The sequence below is a fragment of the Streptomyces sp. NPDC046335 genome, from assembly GCF_055587985.1.
In genome coordinates, this window is sequence record NZ_JBVJFF010000002.1 from 641819 (window position 1) to 659673 (window position 17855).

Here is a 17855-nt window from a genome sequence, read left to right on the forward strand (position 1 = left end):
CTCTCAGTGCCTCGGCTCCCAGCGGAACCACCGTCGTACAGCAAACACCGCGACCAGGGTCCAGGCCACCGCGGTGATGGCCGCGTCGAGCGCGTCCCCCGCCGAGAGGCTGCCGGTCCAGCCGCCGCGCACGAGCTGGATGACGGGGGAGAGCGGCAGGCGTTCGCAGACCGAGGCGAGGCCGTCGGGCATGACCTCGAACGGTATGACGAGCCCGGAGCCGAGCATCGACAGGAAGATCAGCGGCATGCTCATGACCTGGGCGGTCTCCGAGGTCCTGCTGAAGCTCGCCGTGACGGCGGCGAGCGCGCCGAACATCACGATGCCGAGGAGCACCCCGAGAACGGCGTACGCGACCGCGTCGGGCGCCCCCGCGTCCAGGAAGGCCACGCAGCCCACGCAGAGCACCACGCTCTGCGCGAGGCCGATGGCGACGGCCGGCAGCGAGGCACCGACCAGGATCTCGTGGTCCCGCAGCTCACCGGTGCGCAGCCGCTTCAGTACGAGCTCCTCGCGGCGGGCGACGAAGACGCCGATCAGCGAGCCGTAGACCGCGAAGATCAGAGAGAAGCCGATGGAGGACGGCAGCAGCATGGTGCCGACGGAGAGCCCCGCCTCCTTCAGGTCGGCCTCGTCCACCGCCGACGCGACGCTGAGCGGCAGGACCATCGGTACGAACAGTGCCGCGAACAGCGTGCCCTTGCTCCGCGCGAGCAGCGTCAGCTCGGCGCGGGCCAGGGACCCCATGCGCCCCGCGGGGGTCGTCATCGTCATGGTGCTCATGCCGCCGCCTCCTTCTCGGCGGAGCGCCCGGCGGCGTCCCCGCCCGTTCCCCGCCTGCCGGTCTCCGTTCCCCGCCCGCCGGTTTCCGTTCCCGGTCCGCCGGATCCCGCCTCCCGCGCGATGCGCAGGAACGCCTCTTCCAGGGAGGCGGCCCGTACGTCGAGCGAGCCGAGGCCGATCCGTGCGTCCCTGGCCCACACCAGCAGCTCCGTGGCCGTCCGCTGGAGTTCGTTGGTGCGCAGCCGCACCCGGCGCCCCTCAGCCTCGTGGCCCGTCACGCCGAGCTCGGCGAGCGGCGGCAGGTCGCCGACGAGATACCCCTCGGGCAGCTCGAAGGAGACGTGCGAGGGCTGCGCGGCGACCACGTCGGCGACACTGCCCTCGGCGGCGATCCGGCCCTCGTGCAGGATCGCGAGGCGGTCGGCGAGCACCTCGGCCTCTTCGAGGTAGTGCGTGGTGAGCAGCACGGTGGTGCCGTTGTCCCGCAGTTCCTGGACCAGCTCCCAGGTCTCGCGGCGCCCCTCGGCGTCGAGGCCCGTGGTGGGTTCGTCGAGGAAGAGCACCTCGGGGCGCCCGATGAGTGCCATGGCCAGGTCGAGCCGCCGCTTCTCGCCGCCGGAGAGCTGTTTCACGCGTACGCCGGCCCGCTTGGTGAGGCCGACGACATCGAGGGCCTCCGCGACGGGCCTGGCCCCGCTGGTGCACCCGGCCCACATCCGCACGGTCTCCGTGACCGTCAGCTCGGCGGGGAAGCCGCCTTCTTGCAGCATGACGCCGATGCGGGGCCGCACCGCCGCCCGCTCGGTGTACGGGTCGTGCCCGAGGACCCGTATGCGCCCGGCGGCGGGTGCGGCGAGGCCTTCGAGGAGTTCGACGGTGGACGTCTTGCCCGCGCCGTTGGTGCCGAGGAGCGCGAACAGTTCGCCGCGGGCCACGCCGAAGGAGATCCCCCGCACCGCCTCGAAACCGCCCCCGTACACGCGCCGGAGATCGGTCACGTCGATCACTTGGTCAGTCATGGTCCGAGCCTCTCCCGTGCGGGGAGGCGGCGGCAGTGCGCGCTGTCACCGGCCCGTATGACAAATGTCAGAAGCGGAGGGAACGGAGGCCGGGCACGAAGAAGGCCCCGGTCTCATTGACCGGGGCCTCAACAACTGGAGCGAACGACGAGGTTCGAACTCGCGACCTCAACCTTGGCAAGGTTGCGCTCTACCAACTGAGCTACGTTCGCATTGCCTCCGACCAGCTCTCACTGATCGGCGCGTGCATCAGCTTACCGCAACCAGAAGACTGGTTCGTAGGCGATGCGGAGCGGGTGACAGGAATTGCACACTGCGCCTTCCCCCTGGAAGGGGGATGTTCTACTACTGAACTACACCCGCACGACTCCTTGGGACCCGGCTTTTCGGCCTTGCCCCTCGGCGTGCTCCAGACTCTAGCTGACCAGCAGGGGTGCAACGCAAGTCGGTTGCCGCGAGGGGTTCGGGGACGTGGCCGTGAGGCGCTCCGGGTCCCGCGTGGAGTCCGAGGTCAGTTGGCCGCCTCGAACGCCTCGAAGGCCTCGTAGACCTTCTTCGGGATGCGGCCGCGCGGCGGCAGGTCCATCTGCCGCGAGCGGGCCCAGGCCCGGACCGCGGAGGGCGCGGGGGTCACCGCCGTGTGCCGGAACGCCTTCCCGGACCTCGACTGCTTGCGGGCCGCCTCCAGGTACGGGGCGAGCGCCGTGCGCAGTTTCTTGGCATTGGTTTGGTTGAGGTCGATCTCGTACGAGTTGCCGTCAAGACCGAACGCGACCGTTTCCGCTGCTTCCCCGCCGTCCATGTCGTCAAAGAGTGTGACTACGACACGCTGCGCCACGAATATCGGTCCCTTCGTGCGGCTGTACCGCGTTGACGTGCGGTGACGCCGACTGTCCGGCTGTTTTGGGGCGAGTATCTGCTATTGCCATTTCCTTTGTACAGTGCTTGGCAATGCATTGTGAAGCCCGTCCGAATATCTCCGCGTGTCCGGGCGTAATGCCGACCGGTGATCTTTTCCTGGATTCTCTGTGAAGGTGCCCCGTTCGAAACCTGTTTGGGTAGGGGAACGTGACCGTCATCACGTAGGATTCTACCAATCTACGCGAGTAGAAATTTTGTGCCGGTAGTCTGAAGGAACCTGCTTCAGCACCAGGCGAGCAGCACACGCCAGCACCACACACCGGGAGTGCCAGTGGCACGCGTCGTAGTCGACGTCATGCTCAAGCCGGAGATCCTCGACCCCCAGGGCCAGGCGGTGCAGCGTGCACTGCCGCGCCTCGGTTTCGAGGGCATCTCCGACGTACGTCAGGGAAAGCGCTTCGAACTCGAGGTGGACGGGCCGGTCGACGAGACCGCCCTCGCCCGTATCCACGAGATGGCGGAAACCTTCCTCGCCAACACCGTGATCGAGGACTTCGTCGTAAAGGTGGAGGAAGAGAAGTGACCGCTCGAATTGGAGTCGTCACTTTCCCCGGAACGCTCGACGACCGCGACGCCCAGCGCGCCGTCCGCGTGGCCGGCGCCGAGGCCGTGCCGCTGTGGCACAAGGACAAGGACCTCAAGCAGGTCGACGCCGTGGTCCTGCCCGGCGGGTTCTCCTACGGCGACTATCTGCGGGCCGGCGCCATCGCGCGTTTCTCGCCGGTGATGGAGTCCGTCATCGAGCAGGCGAAGGCCGGAATGCCGGTGCTCGGCGTCTGCAACGGCTTCCAGGTGCTCACCGAGACGCACCTCCTGCCGGGCGCGATGCTGCGCAACAACCACCTGCACTTCATCTGCCGCGAGCAGAAGCTGCGCGTGGAGAACGCGGAGACCGCCTGGACCGCCGACTACACGGCAGGACAGGAGATCCGGATCCCGCTCAAGAACATCGACGGGCAGTACACCGCCGACGAGCGGACCCTGGACATGCTGGAGGCCGAGGGCCGCGTCGCCTTCCGGTATCTGGAAGGCAACCCCAACGGCTCGCTCCGCGACATCGCCGGCATCACGAATGAGGCGGGCAACGTCGTCGGTCTGATGCCGCACCCCGAGTACGCGGTGGAGCCGCTCGTCGGGACCGGCCGCACCGACGGCCTCGGATTCTTCACCTCGATCCTGAAGAAGCTGGTCAACGCATGACTCTGGACACCGTCAAGCACGCGGCGGAGACGCCCGACGTCAAGCTGCCCTGGGCCGAACTGGGCCTGAAGGAAGACGAGTACGCGCGCGTCAGGGAGATCCTTGGCCGCCGTCCGACCGGTGCCGAGCTCGCCATGTACTCGGTGATGTGGTCCGAGCACTGCTCGTACAAGAGCAGCAAGGTCCACCTCCGCCAGTTCGGCGAGAAGGTCCCCGCCAACGACGCCATGCTCGTCGGCATCGGCGAGAACGCCGGTGTGGTCGACGTCGGCCAGGGCTACGCGGTCACCTTCAAGGTCGAGTCGCACAACCACCCCTCCTACGTGGAGCCCTACCAGGGCGCGGCCACGGGCGTGGGCGGCATCGTGCGCGACATCATCGCCATGGGCGCGCGGCCGGTCGCGGTCGTGGACCCGCTGCGCATGGGCGACGCCCACCACCCCGACACCAAGCGGGTGCTGCCCGGCGTCGTCGCGGGCATCGGTGGCTACGGCAACTGCCTGGGCCTGCCCAACATCGGCGGCGAGCTGGTCTTCGACGCCTGCTACCAGGGCAACCCGCTGGTCAACGCCGGTGCCATCGGCGTCATGCGACACGAGGACATCCACCTGGCCAAGGCGTCGGGACCCGGCAACAAGGTCATCCTGTACGGGGCCAGGACCGGCGGCGACGGCATCGGCGGCGCCTCGATCCTGGCCTCCGAGACCTTCGACGACACAAAGCCCTCGAAGCGTCCTGCCGTGCAGGTCGGTGACCCCTTCCAGGAGAAGCTCCTCATCGAGTGCACCCTGGAGGCCTTCGCAGAGAAGCTCGTCGTCGGCATCCAGGACCTGGGCGCGGCCGGACTCTCCTGCGCGACCAGCGAGCTGGCGTCCAACGGCTCGGGCGGCATGCGGGTCGAGCTGGACGACGTACCGCTGCGTGACTCCACGCTCACGCCCGAGGAAATCCTCATGAGTGAGTCGCAGGAGCGCATGTGCGCGGTCGTCGAGCCCGACAAGGTCGCCCGCTTCCTGGAGATCTGCGACAAGTGGGACGTCATCGCCACCGTCGTCGGTGAGGTGACCGACGGCGACCGCCTGGAGATCTTCTGGCACGGCGAGAAGATCGTCGACGTCGACCCGCGCACGGTCGCGCACGACGGCCCGGTCTACGAGCGCCCCTACGCCCGCCCGTCCTGGCAGGACGCCCTCCAGGCCGACGACGCGAACAAGCTGGCCCGCCCGGCCGACGCGGACGAGCTGCGCGAGCAGGTCCTCAAGCTGGTCGCCGCCCCGAACCAGGCCGCCAAGTCCTGGATCACCGAGCAGTACGACCACTTCGTGCAGGGCAACACCGTGCTCGCCATGCCCGAGGACTCCGGGATGATCCGGATCAACGAGGAGACGGGCCTCGGCGTCGCCATCGCCACCGACGGCAACGGCCGCTTCGCGAAGCTCGACCCGTACACGGGCGCGCAGCTCGCCCTCGCGGAGTCGTACCGCAACGTGGCGGCCTCGGGCGCCAAGCCCCTCGCCATCTCGGACTGCCTGAACTTCGGTTCGCCCGAGGACCCGGACGTCATGTGGCAGTTCGCCGAGGCCATCCGCGGCCTCGCGGACGGCTGCCTCGAGATGGGCACCCCGGTGACCGGCGGCAACGTCTCGCTGTACAACCAGACGGGCGAGGCGGCCATCCACCCCACGCCGGTCGTCGCCGTTCTCGGCGTGATCGACGACGTGGCCCGCCGCACGCCGATGGCCTTCAAGGAAGAGGGCCAGCTCCTCTACCTGCTCGGCGAGACCCGCGAGGAGTTCGGCGGCTCGGCCTGGTCGCAGGTCGTCCACGACCACCTCGGCGGGCTGCCGCCCAAGGTCGACCTGGCCCGCGAGAGGCTGCTCGGCGAGATCCTCATCTCCGCCTCCCGCGACGGCATGATCGACGCCGCGCACGACCTGTCCGACGGCGGTCTCGTGCAGGCGGTCACCGAGTCCTGCCTGCGCGGCGGCCGCGGCGCCCGGCTTGTCGTGCCGGACGGCCTGGACGCGTTCACGTTCCTCTTCTCGGAGTCGGCGGGGCGTGCGGTGGTCTCCGTGCCGCGCAGCGAGGAACTGCGGTTCACGGACATGTGCGGGGCGCGGGGCCTGCCCGTCACCCGCGTCGGTGTCGTCGACGGTGACGCCGTGGACGTCCAGGGCGAGTTCACGCTGCCGCTGAGCGAGCTGCGCGAGGCCCACGAGGGGACCCTTCCGGGGCTCTTCGCCTGACGGTCACTGCTCACGAAGCCCCCGCCCGGACCTGGTCCGGACGGGGGCTTCGTCGTACGTCAGCCCAGGAAGTCCAGGAGTTCGGCGGTGTCGAGCTTGAAGGCAACCGGGTCCGGCAGCTCCACGGCGGCGCCGAGGCGTACCTCGTGGACGTCGGTGTAGGCGCCGGCCGCCGCGTCCGGCCTGCTGTGGACCACGATCTTGCCGAACTCGCGGTCGATGAGCAGGTACACCGGAATGCCGGCGGCCGCGTAGGCGGCGGGCTTCTCCTCGCGGTCCCGGCGGTGCGCGTCGGTGTCGTACGAGGTGACCTCGACCGTCATCAGCACACCGCTGGCGTCGGCCCAGTCGCGGCGGCCCCGGAAGTAGCCCCGCGGGGCGAGCGAGGCGTCCGGGCGGGACCGGCCTTTGCGGTACGTCTCGATCGTCAGCCCGTGCTCCGCGCTGTACAGGCTCAGGTCCGGCCTGTGCTGCATGCACTGCTCCTGCAGCCACGTCACCATCTCGACGTGATCTCCATCCGGCACGTTCTTGACCCCGATCCGTCCGCCGATGAACTCCAACCTGATGCCCTCGAACCGCTCTTCCGTGAGCCGAGCCAGCTCCTCGAAGTCCTCGACCGACATCTGGGCCTGCGGCGTGCGTTCTGCCATGACCGTCATGTTGCACTCCTCTCCGGGCGACGGCCAGTGTTGACCTTCGACCAGCAGTACCGGGGGTGTTCGGTGATCGTTCACCCGTACGAGGGGGAAGTGCCGTGTCCGTACGTCAACGCAAGCTCGCCGCCCTGGCCCAGCGCCTGCTGTGGCTGATCTTCTTCGCCCAGGTGATCGCCGGGTTCTTCGTGGAACTGCCGTACAACTACTGGCTGGGCTGGCTGCCCGCGCTCGGCGCGATCGCCATCGGGCTGGTGAACTCCCGTTCCGTCCGGCGGCGGATCGAGGCGGAGCCCCCGGCGCCCGTCGAGGTGGCGGCCCCGGTCACCGGCCGCTGGTCCGCCCTCAACAGCCCGGCGAGCAAGGTGCCGAGCCACGGCACGCACGGCCTCGGGCAGACGTACGCCATCGACATCACGGCCGAGCCGGAGGAGGGCGCCCGCCCCGCCCCCGTCTGGTTCTGGCCCGTGGCCCGGCCCGGCACGGCCTACCCCGCCTTCGGGGCGCCGCTGCGCGCGGTGGCCGACGCCACCGTCGTGCACGCGGAGGACGGCCAGCGCGACCACCTCAGCCGCAGCTCGCTCCTCGGGGTGCTGTACTTCTGGCTGGTCGAGGGCGTCGGCCGCAGCGTCGGCGGCACCCGCCGCGTGGTGGGCAACCACGTCGTCCTCGACCTCGGCGAGGGCACGTACGCCATGTACGCCCACGTCCAGCGGGGCTCGCTGGACGTCCGGGCGGGGGACGAGGTCGTCGCCGGGCAGCGGATCGGCCGCTGCGGGAACTCCGGCAACTCCACCGAACCGCATGTGCACTTCCAGCTGATGGACGGCCCCGACCTGAACACGGCGCGGGGCGTGCCGTTCACCTGGCGCGGGATCGGCGTGCCGGCGAACCGTGAGGTCTTCACGGTGGCCGCCACCGAAGCAAGGGTGACCGAGTAAATATAGTTACCTGGTCAAATATTCATCCTGGTACAGTGTCGCCATGGTTGAGGAATCCCTGGGGCTGCGCGAGCGCAAGAAGCGGCAGACCGCGCACCGGATCTGGCGGACCGCGCTGGATCTCTTCCTGGACCGAGGCTTCGACAAGGTCTCCGTAGCGGAGATCGCCGCCGCCGCGGACGTCTCGAAGATGACGGTCTTCAACTACTTCGGCACCAAGGAAGACGTGCTCCTCGCCCCGATGGAGGAGCACGTCGCCGACGCCGCCGACGCGGTGCGCGACCGCGGCCCCGGCGAGTCCGCGGTCACCGCGCTGCGCCGGCAGTTCCTGGCCAAGATCGCCGAGCGCGACCCCTCCATCGGCCTCAGCGACGACGCGGCCGTGGTGCAACTGCACCGGCTCATCAGCGATACGCCCGCGCTGGCCCGCCGCGTCATGCTCTTCCAGATGCGCGGCATCGGCCTCCTCACCGATGTGCTCGCCGAGGAGACGGGCGACCGGCTGACGGCGGGCATCGCCGCCCACCAACTCGTCTCCGCACGCGACGCGGTGGTCATCGAGAACCACCGCAGGCTCCTCGCGGGCGAGCGCGCCGACGCCATGGCCGCCGACTGCGCGGCCCTCGCCGAGCGCGCCTTCGACCTGGTCGAAAAGGGACTTCAGGGCTACCCCGGCAGGCCCTAGAGTCGGCACCATGCCACCGGCCAAGAAGCGCACGCGGACGTACGACTCCGCCAGGATCCGCAAAGCCGTGCTCGCCCAGTCCGGCGCCGTACGGGACGCGGTGGGCACCCTCACCCCCGACCAGCTCGCCCGGCCGACCCGCCTCGGCGACTGGACCGTGCACGAACTGGCCGCCCACATCGCCCTGGTGCTCGGCACCGTCCACCGCTACCTCGGCCTGCCCGAACCGGCACGGCACGAAGTACCGCTCATGGACTGGCCCTTCGCCACCGTCGGCAAGGCCGCCCAGGTCGACGAGGACACCCGCGCCATCGCGGAGGCCGCGCGCACGGGCGCGGGCCTCGACGAGCTGTTCGCGCGCACGCTCACCGGCATCGAGGAGTCCCTGGCCGCCGCGCCGGACGCCCGCCTCGTGCCCTCCCGCGTCGGCGCCATGACCCTCGGCGACTTCCTCGTCACCCGTACCGTCGAGCTGACCGTCCACACGGACGACCTCAACGACGCGGTGCCCGGCCTCGACGTCCCCCACGACCGCCAGGCCCTCGCCGCCTGCGCCCGGCTGCTCGCCGACGCCCTCGCGGTGAAGGCCCCCGGCGCCTCGACCGAGGTCCGCGTCCCGCCGTACGCGGTGGTGCAGTGCGTGCAGGGACCCCGCCACACCCGAGGCACCCCGCCGAACGTCGTCGAGACCGACGCGCTGACCTGGATCAGGCTCGCGACGGGCCGCACCGACTGGAAGACGGCGCTTGACGCGGCGCAGGTCAGCGCGAGCGGGGAACGGGCGGACCTCTCGGAGCTGCTGCCGATCATGGGCTAGACCGGAGCCGCCGGACACCGGCCGAGGACCGCGCGGAAGCCGGATGGAACCAAGTCCCCCACTTGTCCCGTCACATCGCCATGCACACGCAGCGTCTGACCCTGACCCTGACCGCGCTGGCCTCCGCCGGGCTGCTGCTCACCGCATGCGGCACCGAGTCCGGAGCCGGCTCCGACGGCGGCTCCCCCGACCGGTCCGCGGGGAGCGCGCCGGCCATCACCGGCATCCGGTGGAACGTCGACAGCGTGACCGTGGGCGGCAAGAAGTACGAGGCACCGGACGGCGCCCACCTCAAGATCGGCAAGGACGGCCGGGCCGGCGGCAGCTTCGGCTGCAACCACGCCGGCGCCGACGTGAAGATCGACGGCGACCAGTTGGCCTTCTCCGGGACGCAGATGACGGACATGGCCTGCACGGACGGCGACCGCATGGCGTTCGAGAAGAGCCTCGCCGACACCCTGGGCAAGCAGAAGCTGACGGCGAAGGTCGACGGCGACCGGATGACCCTGACCTCCGCCAAGGGAGACCACGTGGACCTCACCTCGCGCGCCGAGGAGCCCGACGCCCCGCTGACCGGCACCAAGTGGACGGTGAACGGCGTCGGCGACGGCCGTACGACGGCGTCCCTGCCCAAGGACCTGACCGACAAGGTCCACCTCACCTTCGGCAAGGACGGCAAGGTCCGCGGCAACCTCGGCTGCAACGACGTCTCCGCCACGGCCGAGGCCAAGGACGGCCGCATCACCTTCGGCGCCCCCGCCGCCACGCGCAAGATGTGCCCCGGCGAGGCGATGAAGACCGAGCGCCGGCTGCTGAAGCTCTTCGACGGCACGGCGCGCTACGAGGTGAGCCAGGACACCCTGAAGCTGACCGCGGCCGACGGCACGGTCGTCGACGCGAGCGCCGGCGGCTCCGCGAAGGACAAGCCCGGGAAGAAGTAGGGGCGGCCGCCGCGATTACGGTCCGTGCAGGGCTCGTATCCCCAATTCGGACCCGTGGTCGATCTCGCCTACACTCGATGATGTGCCACGTGGTGACGGTCGACTCAATCACGATCTGCTCCCCGGCGAGAAAGGCCCCCAGGACGCTTGTGGCGTCTTCGGGGTCTGGGCTCCGGGTGAAGAGGTCGCCAAGCTCACTTACTTCGGGCTGTACGCCCTCCAGCATCGAGGCCAGGAGTCCGCGGGAATCGCGGTCAGCAACGGCTCCCAGATCCTTGTCTTCAAGGACATGGGGCTCGTCTCCCAGGTCTTCGACGAAACGTCTCTCAGTTCGCTCCAGGGTCATATCGCGGTCGGTCACGCCCGCTACTCGACCACTGGAGCCTCCGTATGGGAGAACGCCCAGCCGACGTTCCGTGCCACCGCGCACGGCTCCATCGCGCTCGGGCACAACGGCAACCTCGTCAACACGGCCGAGCTCGCCGAGCAGGTCGCCGCGCTGCCGAAGGAGAACGGCCGGGCGACCCAGGTCGCCGCGACCAACGACACCGACCTGGTGACGGCTCTCCTCGCGGGCCAGGTGGACGACGACGGCAAGCCGCTGACGATCGAGGAAGCGGCCCCCAAGGTCCTCCCCGGAGTGCAGGGCGCCTTCTCCCTCGTCTTCATGAACGAGCACACGCTGTACGCGGCCCGCGACCCGCAGGGCATCCGCCCGCTGGTCCTCGGCCGCCTGGAGCGCGGCTGGGTCGTCGCATCGGAGTCCGCGGCGCTCGACATCTGCGGCGCCAGCTTCGTCCGCGAGGTCGAGCCCGGAGAGTTCGTCGCGATCGACGAGAACGGCCTGCGAACGTCTCGATTCGCGGAAGCGAAGCCCAAGGGCTGCGTCTTCGAGTACGTCTACCTGGCGCGTCCCGACACGGACATCGCCGGCCGGAACGTCTACCTCTCGCGCGTCGAGATGGGCCGCAAGCTCGCCGCGGAGGCCCCCGCCGACGCCGACCTGGTCATAGCGACCCCCGAATCCGGCACCCCCGCCGCGGTCGGTTACGCGGAAGCCTCCGGCATCCCCTTCGGTGTCGGCCTGGTGAAGAACGCCTATGTCGGCCGGACCTTCATCCAGCCCTCGCAGACGATCCGCCAGCTCGGCATCCGCCTCAAGCTGAACCCCCTCAAGGAAGTCATCAAGGGCAAGCGCCTGGTGGTCGTCGACGACTCGATCGTCCGCGGCAACACCCAGCGCGCCCTGGTCAAGATGCTCCGCGAGGCCGGCGCCGCCGAGATCCACATCCGGATCTCCTCGCCGCCCGTGAAGTGGCCCTGCTTCTTCGGCATCGACTTCGCGACCCGCGCCGAGCTCATCGCCAACGGCATGACGATCGACGAGATCGCCGCCTCCATGGGCGCCGACTCGCTCTCGTACATCTCCATCGACGGCATGATCGAGGCCACGACCATCGACAAGCCGAACCTCTGCCGTGCCTGCTTCGACGGCGAGTACCCGATGGACCTGCCCGATCCCGAGCTGCTCGGCAAGCAGCTCCTGGAGACGGAGCTGGCCGCCGGTCCGGCGTCCACGGCAGCGGCCGACGCGATCCGTCGTCCGTAAGCCCACGTAGTAACGACACGAAAGCTCTCATTCACCATGCCCGAGACCACTGGTGCCAGCTACGCAGCCGCAGGCGTAGACATCGAGGCGGGCGACCGCGCCGTCGAGCTGATGAAGGAATGGGTCAAGAAGACCCAGCGCCCCGAGGTCGCGGGCCTCGGCGGCCTCGGCGGCTTCGCCGGGCTCTTCGACGCCTCCGCCCTCAAGCGCTTCGAGCGCCCCCTCCTGGCCTCCGCCACCGACGGCGTCGGCACCAAGGTCGACATCGCCCGTCAGATGGGCGTCTACGACACGATCGGCCACGACCTCGTCGCGATGGTCATGGACGACATCGTCGTCTGCGGTGCAGAGCCGCTCTTCATGACCGACTACATCTGCGTCGGCAAGGTCCACCCCGAGCGTGTCGCCGCGATCGTGAAGGGCATCGCCGAGGGCTGCGTCCTCGCGGGCTGCTCGCTGGTCGGCGGCGAGACGGCCGAGCACCCGGGCCTGCTCGGCCCGGACGACTTCGACGTCGCGGGCGCGGGCACGGGCGCGGTCGAGGCCGACCGCCTGCTCGGCGCGGACCGCATCCGTACGGGTGACACGGTCATCGCCATGGCGGCCTCCGGTCTTCACTCGAACGGGTACTCGCTCGTCCGGCATGTGGTCTTCGACCGCGCGGGCTGGGCCCTGGACCGCGAGGTCGAGGAGTTCGGCCGCACGCTCGGCGAGGAGCTCCTGGAGCCCACCAAGATCTACTCCCTGGACTGCCTGGCGCTCACCCGCACCACGGACGTCCACGCCTTCAGCCACATCACCGGCGGCGGCCTCGCGGCGAACCTCGCCCGCGTGATCCCGGACGGCCTGCACGCGGTCGTCGACCGCGGCACGTGGGCGCCGGGCGCGGTCTTCGACGTGGTCGGCAAGGCGGGCGGAGTGGAGCGCCTGGAGCTGGAGAAGACGCTGAACATGGGCGTCGGCATGATCGCGATCGTCCCCGAGGAGTCGGCGGACGCGGCGCTCACCACCCTCGCCGACCGCGGCCTGGACGCCTGGGTCGCCGGTGAGATCACCGAGCGCGGCGAGCACACCACGGGCGCGGCCCTGATCGGTGACTACGCGAAGTAAGCCGGCGGGGCGGCCCGGCCGGGCCGCCCCCGAGGCAGCACAAAACCCGGTCCGGTGTGTGGTGACCACCCCGGACCGGGTGAAGCGCGGACGGCCTACAGGCGAACCGCGAACGCCGCTTGCGCGACTACTGCTTGTGCAATTGCTGCTCGAGCAACGAGGTCAAGCGCCGCGGCGCTGCGACGACGGACCGGACTCTTCGTCCTCGTCCTCGTCGTCGTTATACAGATCCGCGTACTGGGCGTACGGGTCGTCTTCCTCGTCGTCGTCGTCTTCGAACGGCTCGCCATTCGGCGGCTGTTGCGAAGTCGAAGCGCCCAGCTCATTGGCCAGACGCGAGAGGTCAGTCCCGCCGCTGCTGTACTTCAGCTGGCGGGCGACCTTCGTCTGCTTGGCCTTTGCCCGGCCGCGCCCCATGGCTCGACCCCCTCGGATACGGGGCTCGACGGCCCCAGAGTCTTGACACGCGTTCATGATCTAGAACGGTCTCTCCTCGGAGAGACCGGTCCGTAGGGCTTCCACGGTACCTGCTCCTGCGGCCATACGGTACGTCGCCCGCAGGACGCGCCTCGGCGCAGAACCATCGAGGAGCCCCGTCCTCGCTGGTCAACTGCGATTTTAACCTCTTCTTGCCGGGCGACCCGCCGACGGGGGTGAGTCTTGTCTCTCGTTCCCGTCGGCGGGGCCCCTCCGCGGCGTCACGGCGTGCCGGAACCCCGCGTTCCATGCGGTCTCAGCGGGCGTCGGCCATCCGCTGTTCGGCGATCCTGTCGGCCGCGGCGGCCGGCGGAATGCCGTCCTGCTTTGCGCGAGCGAATATTGCGAGCGTGGTGTCGAAGATCTTCGAGGCCTTCGCCTTGCACCGGTCGAAGTCGAACCCGTGCAGCTCGTCGGCGACCTGGATCACGCCGCCCGCGTTCACCACGTAGTCCGGCGCGTAGAGGATCGCCCGGTCGGCGAGGTCCTTCTCGACGCCCGGGTGCGCGAGCTGGTTGTTGGCCGCGCCGCACACCACCTTCGCGGTCAGAACGGGTACGGAGTCGTCGTTCAGGGCGCCGCCCAGGGCGCAGGGCGCGTAGATGTCGAGGCCCTCGGTGCGGATCAGCGCGTCCGTGTCGGCCACCGCCGTCACCGACGGGTGCTTGTCGAGGATCCGTTTCACCGACTCCTCGCGCACATCCGTGACGACGACATCGGCGCCGTCCGACAGAAGGTGCTCGACGAGGTGGTGCCCGACCTTGCCGACGCCCGCGACGCCGACCTTGCGGCCGCGCAGGGTCGGATCGCCCCACACGTGCTGGGCCGAGGCGCGCATGCCCTGGAAGACGCCGAACGCGGTGAGCACCGAGGAGTCGCCGGCGCCGCCGTTCTCGGGGGAGCGCCCGGTGGTCCAGCGGCACTCACGGGCGACGACGTCCATGTCCGCGACGTACGTACCGACGTCGCAGGCCGTCACGTACCGGCCACCCAGCGAGGCGACGAAGCGGCCGTAGGCGAGGAGCAGCTCCTCGCTCTTGATCTGCTCGGGGTCGCCGATGATCACTGCTTTGCCGCCGCCGTGGTCGAGCCCGGCCATGGCGTTCTTGTACGACATGCCGCGGGCGAGGTTCAGCGCGTCGGCGACGGCCTCCTCCTCGCTCGCGTACGGGTAGAAGCGCGTGCCGCCGAGGGCCGGGCCCAGGGCGGTGGAGTGGAGGGCGATGACGGCCTTGAGGCCACTTGCACGGTCCTGGCAGAGCACTACTTGCTCATGGCCGCCCTGGTCCGAGTGGAACAGGGTGCGCAGGACGCCGTTGTCTGCATCGGTCACTGTGGTGACTCCCGGTCGAGTAGCGGCGGTGGGCGGGCTCCCGTACGGGTGGCGGGGCCCGATGGGCATGAGACTAGGGCCTGATCGGCGTTGACACGATCACCCGGGTTTTCCGGCCTGTACGCGGGGGAGAGAGCAGCAGTGCCCAAGGTGTCATCGGTGACGGTCCCGTACGCGTCCTACTTGCGTGTCTATGAGCCACTGGCCGCGTTCCCCGAACCGGAACGCGGTCACTGGACCCGCTATGCGCGCCGCGCCGACCGCCCCTCGTACCAGGACGAGCTCCGCCGTTCGCTGGCGGACCTCGTGTCCACGCCGCCCGTGCCCGTGCCGGTGCACGAGAGCGGGGACGCGTTCGTACTGGAGATCGACGGGGTGGTCTGCGTCTGTCCGTGGCGGACCCGGCTGCGGGGCTGGCAGGCGATGGGGGAGCTGCCGGACCAACTGCCCACCCCGGTGCTCGACGCGGTGCTGCCCCCGGTGCTGCGCCGCCAGACCGCCGCCGACTACGAGCAGTGGCGGGTCCGCAACCCCGACGCCCGGCCCTGGATCCGCACCTCCACGTGGCAGGTGCCGCTGCACTGGTTCGTCCTCGTCGCGGACGAGGAGCGGGACTACGAGCCGTGCGCGGGGCAGGGCCGCCCGCCCGTGCTCCGCTACCGCACCCCGATGGTCGAGGCCCGCCGCCGGGTCGCACGCGGCCTGCGGGCCCTGCGCGACGCCCTGGACGACGCGCCGCTCGTCGAGGGGCTCACGGACGTGGGCCGGTGGCTGGAGGAGTTCCACCCGCGCTCCCTGGTCGAGGTGGACTACGGAGGGCTCGTGCACGCCGTCCCCGCCGACGAGCTGGACGAGGACCACTCGGCGGCGGATGTGGCCGAGGGGATCGAGGCGCTGCGCAAGGGCGACGGGGAGGTGGCCGGCGAGGCGTATGCGAGGCTCGTGGAGCGGTGGCGGGCGATCCGGCACCTCCAGTTCGCGAACTGATCGCCAGGGCGGGCCCGGCCGCGGGACGTAGGTCCCGATCCGGGCCTTTGCCTCAAGCGTGATGGACCGCACTTACGGGGCCCTTGCGCCGATCACCCCTCCTCGTGCCAAAATAGGACAAGGAGTCCGGGGAGGTCTCCATCCGCCCAAGTATGGGCGGATTACTCTGCATTGCACGCTATGGGGGGTCCTGTTGACTCCTGATCGCTCTGTGACTGATCGTCACGGTGGCGTGACTGTCCGCTATGGCATGGTCCATCGGCTTCCGTCGGTGATGAACACCTGGGAGGGCAATTCCATCGGTTTGGCCGACGTGGCTGGACGGATGGTGTAGTTGTAGTGCCGAGGACAAGCCGTTCGTCCTATAACCGACTCGACTCGCGTCCGCCATTTCGGGCAACGCGGGTCAAGGTGCAGAATTTAGAGGAATGAACCGAGAAGGTTCGGTTCTCCCGAGGAGGCCGCTCATGACCGCTCGCACCCCTGATGCCGAGCCGCTGCTGACCCCGGCTGAGGTCGCCACGATGTTCCGCGTCGACCCGAAGACGGTGACGCGCTGGGCCAAGGCTGGCAAGCTCACGTCGATTCGCACACTCGGCGGACACCGCCGGTACCGCGAGGCTGAGGTCCGCGCACTGCTCGCGGGTATTCCGCAGCAGCGCAGCGAGGCCTGAACCAAGGCTCAACCAGCAGTAACTCGTACAACTCGGGCGAAGAGCACCACTACTGCCGGGTCCCCCAACCTGGTCGTACGTCCGACATATGGCTACACGCGACGCGGGTCCCGCCCCAACGGGAGCCACGCCTGAACTTGGGTGAGTCGTTCGATCGCGCTGGACTCCGCCGGGTCCAGCGCGATCTTTTTTGTGCGCCCCGGGGTGCGGGGTGGGCGTGGCCGTGAGCGGCCTTGTTGGTCTCTGTGGGGGCCTCCGGCGAGTCTCCTCCGGCCTCGGGGGAGTTGCCCCCGGGGTCCCTGGGGAGGGGGTACAAGGACTGCTCTCCGGGTGGTGCAATTGCACATATTAAATTGGCCTGTTGTATGAAGGGTGTAAGTTCGGGTGTTTGTAAAACTGCTTCGGTGACACCCATCACACGCCGCGTGTCTTGTTGCGCGCGATGCCGCTGCGCTAAAGGGACTTGGGCGGTCCGGTGAGGCCTCCGTCTCCCAGCCTCCCACTGTGCGGGTGGGCCGCGCGCCGGCTTTGGTCATGCGTCAGGAGGACTTTCGTCCCCGGACGACCCCGTGGGCGGCTCCGGCCTCTCGCCCTGTTCTTCGTGTACGGCGTCCTGGCGGACGAAGCCGGTTCCCGGCGCCTCACGCTCGTCGGGGCCCGCCTGAGAGGGCTCCAGGGCGAGCCTGAGGAGCCGGTGGCAGATGGGGCAGTGCCGCGTCAGATGGCGGTAGCCGGTGGCTGCCGCGAGGTGCGCGCGGAGCAGGGCGCGCGTCTCGTGCCGAGCGGACGCAGAAGAAGCGGACATGCGTCACCTCCGTGGGGGCCTCCCGCGGCTCCCTGCTGCCTGGGTACCGGCGGAATGTGACGGAGTCAAGATGCGGGGGCCTCACCGGCCGGCCACGAGCACGGCTTCGGGCCGCGACGCCCCTATGGCCGAGCCACTGTCCGGTGGGGGCTGTTGGTGCCCCTGGGGCGCCTCGGGAGGCGGCTTCGCCGCGGGCGTGGCCTCGGGGAGGCGGCTTCGCTGCGGGCGTGGCGTCCGGGTGGCGGCTTCGCCGCGGGCGCGGCCTCCGGGGGCGGCTTCGCTGCGGGCGTGGGCTCCGGGGGGAGGCCGGGTATGCGAGAAGCGGGCCGCTTCCTTTTGCATGCGGCCCGTTTCGTTGCTGCGGTCCTGACGGGATTTGCTGTATCCGATTGCGGCTTCGCCGCGGGCGCGGCCTCGGGAGGCGGCTTTGCTGCGGGCGTGGGCTCCGGGGGGCCGGACATGCGAGAAGCGGGCCGCTTCCTTTTGGATGCGGCCCGCTTCTTTACTGCGGTCCTGACGGGATTTGAACCCGCGGCCTCCACCTTGACAGGGTGGCGAGCACTCCAAACTGCTCCACAGGACCTTGCTCGCAGTGCTTGTTCGTGCGTTGCGCTGCGAGACAGGACTCTACAGCAGTGCAGGCCCGGCGGT

At 69.7% G+C, this 17855-nt stretch carries 18 protein-coding genes and 3 tRNA genes; 11 read left to right on the plus strand and 10 right to left on the minus strand.

The features are described from left to right. Positions 1-3 precede the first annotated feature (3 nt). From ACZ6JY_RS06730 to ACZ6JY_RS06750, 5 genes are all read right to left on the minus strand, one after another. Positions 4-783 carry an ABC transporter permease gene (locus ACZ6JY_RS06730; RefSeq protein WP_469192903.1) on the minus strand — a complete coding sequence of 260 codons (780 nt, stop codon included), beginning with the start codon at positions 781-783 and terminating at the stop codon, positions 4-6. Next, complete coding sequence (locus tag ACZ6JY_RS06735; RefSeq protein WP_469192905.1) at positions 780-1802, minus strand: ABC transporter ATP-binding protein; 1023 nt, start codon at positions 1800-1802, stop codon at positions 780-782. The genes ACZ6JY_RS06730 and ACZ6JY_RS06735 overlap by 4 nt, the downstream gene beginning before the upstream one ends. Before the next feature lie 136 nt (positions 1803-1938). Next, positions 1939-2014: transfer RNA gene (locus ACZ6JY_RS06740), tRNA-Gly, on the minus strand. A gap of 79 nt (positions 2015-2093) precedes the next feature. After that, positions 2094-2165: transfer RNA gene (locus ACZ6JY_RS06745), tRNA-Gly, on the minus strand. A gap of 148 nt (positions 2166-2313) precedes the next feature. Then, entirely contained in the window at positions 2314-2640 is a 327-nt protein-coding gene (locus tag ACZ6JY_RS06750) for a histone-like nucleoid-structuring protein Lsr2 (protein ID WP_469192907.1), read from the minus strand. Positions 2641-2994: 354 nt separating this feature from the next. Between ACZ6JY_RS06750 and purS the strand changes: the two genes are divergently transcribed. Genes purS through purL form a run of 3 tightly spaced genes read left to right on the plus strand, consistent with a single transcriptional unit; the run spans position 2995 to position 6169 of the window. Then, positions 2995-3246: a phosphoribosylformylglycinamidine synthase subunit PurS gene (gene purS, locus ACZ6JY_RS06755; RefSeq protein ID WP_447038725.1), complete on the plus strand. Its 252-nt coding sequence runs from the start codon at positions 2995-2997 to the stop codon at positions 3244-3246. Beyond that, on the plus strand, positions 3243-3923 hold the full coding sequence (gene purQ, locus ACZ6JY_RS06760; protein ID WP_447038726.1) for a phosphoribosylformylglycinamidine synthase subunit PurQ: 681 nt from the start codon (positions 3243-3245) through the stop codon (positions 3921-3923). The genes purS and purQ overlap by 4 nt, the downstream gene beginning before the upstream one ends. After that, positions 3920-6169, plus strand: coding sequence for a phosphoribosylformylglycinamidine synthase subunit PurL (gene purL, locus ACZ6JY_RS06765; protein WP_469192910.1), 2250 nt, complete (start codon positions 3920-3922; stop codon positions 6167-6169). Before purQ ends, purL begins: the two co-directional genes overlap by 4 nt. Positions 6170-6228: 59 nt before the next feature. Here purL and ACZ6JY_RS06770 read toward each other — a convergent pair whose 3' ends face one another. Continuing rightward, positions 6229-6831: a Uma2 family endonuclease gene (locus tag ACZ6JY_RS06770; RefSeq protein ID WP_469192911.1), complete on the minus strand. Its 603-nt coding sequence runs from the start codon at positions 6829-6831 to the stop codon at positions 6229-6231. A gap of 95 nt (positions 6832-6926) precedes the next feature. Here ACZ6JY_RS06770 and ACZ6JY_RS06775 point away from each other — a divergent pair, with 95 nt between their 5' ends. The 6 genes from ACZ6JY_RS06775 (at position 6927) to purM (ending at position 12928) form a co-directional block, all read left to right on the plus strand. After that, positions 6927-7766, plus strand: coding sequence for a M23 family metallopeptidase (locus ACZ6JY_RS06775; RefSeq protein ID WP_469192913.1), 840 nt, complete (start codon positions 6927-6929; stop codon positions 7764-7766). A 43-nt stretch (positions 7767-7809) separates the two neighbouring features. Further along, complete coding sequence (locus ACZ6JY_RS06780; protein ID WP_469192915.1) at positions 7810-8451, plus strand: TetR/AcrR family transcriptional regulator; 642 nt, start codon at positions 7810-7812, stop codon at positions 8449-8451. A gap of 10 nt (positions 8452-8461) precedes the next feature. Then, the gene (locus tag ACZ6JY_RS06785; protein WP_469192917.1) at positions 8462-9268 is read left to right on the plus strand and encodes a maleylpyruvate isomerase family mycothiol-dependent enzyme; all 807 of its coding nucleotides are present in this window, start codon (positions 8462-8464) and stop codon (positions 9266-9268) included. A gap of 80 nt (positions 9269-9348) precedes the next feature. After that, positions 9349-10209 (plus strand): META domain-containing protein, encoded by an 861-nt coding sequence (locus tag ACZ6JY_RS06790; RefSeq protein ID WP_469192919.1) that lies wholly within the window; start codon positions 9349-9351, stop codon positions 10207-10209. 82 nt (positions 10210-10291) lie between these two features. Beyond that, entirely contained in the window at positions 10292-11818 is a 1527-nt protein-coding gene (gene purF, locus ACZ6JY_RS06795) for an amidophosphoribosyltransferase (protein ID WP_469192921.1), read from the plus strand. Positions 11819-11854: 36 nt separating this feature from the next. Next, complete coding sequence (purM, locus tag ACZ6JY_RS06800; protein ID WP_469192923.1) at positions 11855-12928, plus strand: phosphoribosylformylglycinamidine cyclo-ligase; 1074 nt, start codon at positions 11855-11857, stop codon at positions 12926-12928. A gap of 162 nt (positions 12929-13090) precedes the next feature. On the opposite strand, the gene ACZ6JY_RS06805 is transcribed toward purM, so the two are convergent. Next, complete coding sequence (locus ACZ6JY_RS06805) at positions 13091-13345, minus strand: DUF3073 domain-containing protein (RefSeq protein WP_402005207.1); 255 nt, start codon at positions 13343-13345, stop codon at positions 13091-13093. A gap of 316 nt (positions 13346-13661) precedes the next feature. After that, entirely contained in the window at positions 13662-14738 is a 1077-nt protein-coding gene (locus tag ACZ6JY_RS06810) for a Leu/Phe/Val dehydrogenase (protein WP_469192926.1), read from the minus strand. Positions 14739-14879: 141 nt separating this feature from the next. Between ACZ6JY_RS06810 and ACZ6JY_RS06815 the strand changes: the two genes are divergently transcribed. Both ACZ6JY_RS06815 and bldC read left to right on the plus strand, forming a co-directional pair. Beyond that, the gene (locus ACZ6JY_RS06815; protein WP_469192928.1) at positions 14880-15725 is read left to right on the plus strand and encodes a DUF8083 family protein; all 846 of its coding nucleotides are present in this window, start codon (positions 14880-14882) and stop codon (positions 15723-15725) included. Positions 15726-16192: 467 nt separating this feature from the next. Further along, on the plus strand, positions 16193-16399 hold the full coding sequence (gene bldC, locus ACZ6JY_RS06820; RefSeq protein WP_003949541.1) for a developmental transcriptional regulator BldC: 207 nt from the start codon (positions 16193-16195) through the stop codon (positions 16397-16399). 532 nt (positions 16400-16931) lie between these two features. Here bldC and ACZ6JY_RS06825 read toward each other — a convergent pair. Next, on the minus strand, positions 16932-17204 hold the full coding sequence (locus ACZ6JY_RS06825; RefSeq protein ID WP_469192930.1) for a DUF6274 family protein: 273 nt from the start codon (positions 17202-17204) through the stop codon (positions 16932-16934). A 508-nt stretch (positions 17205-17712) separates the two neighbouring features. Next, positions 17713-17787, minus strand: a tRNA-Asp gene (locus tag ACZ6JY_RS06830). Positions 17788-17855: the final 68 nt, after the last annotated feature.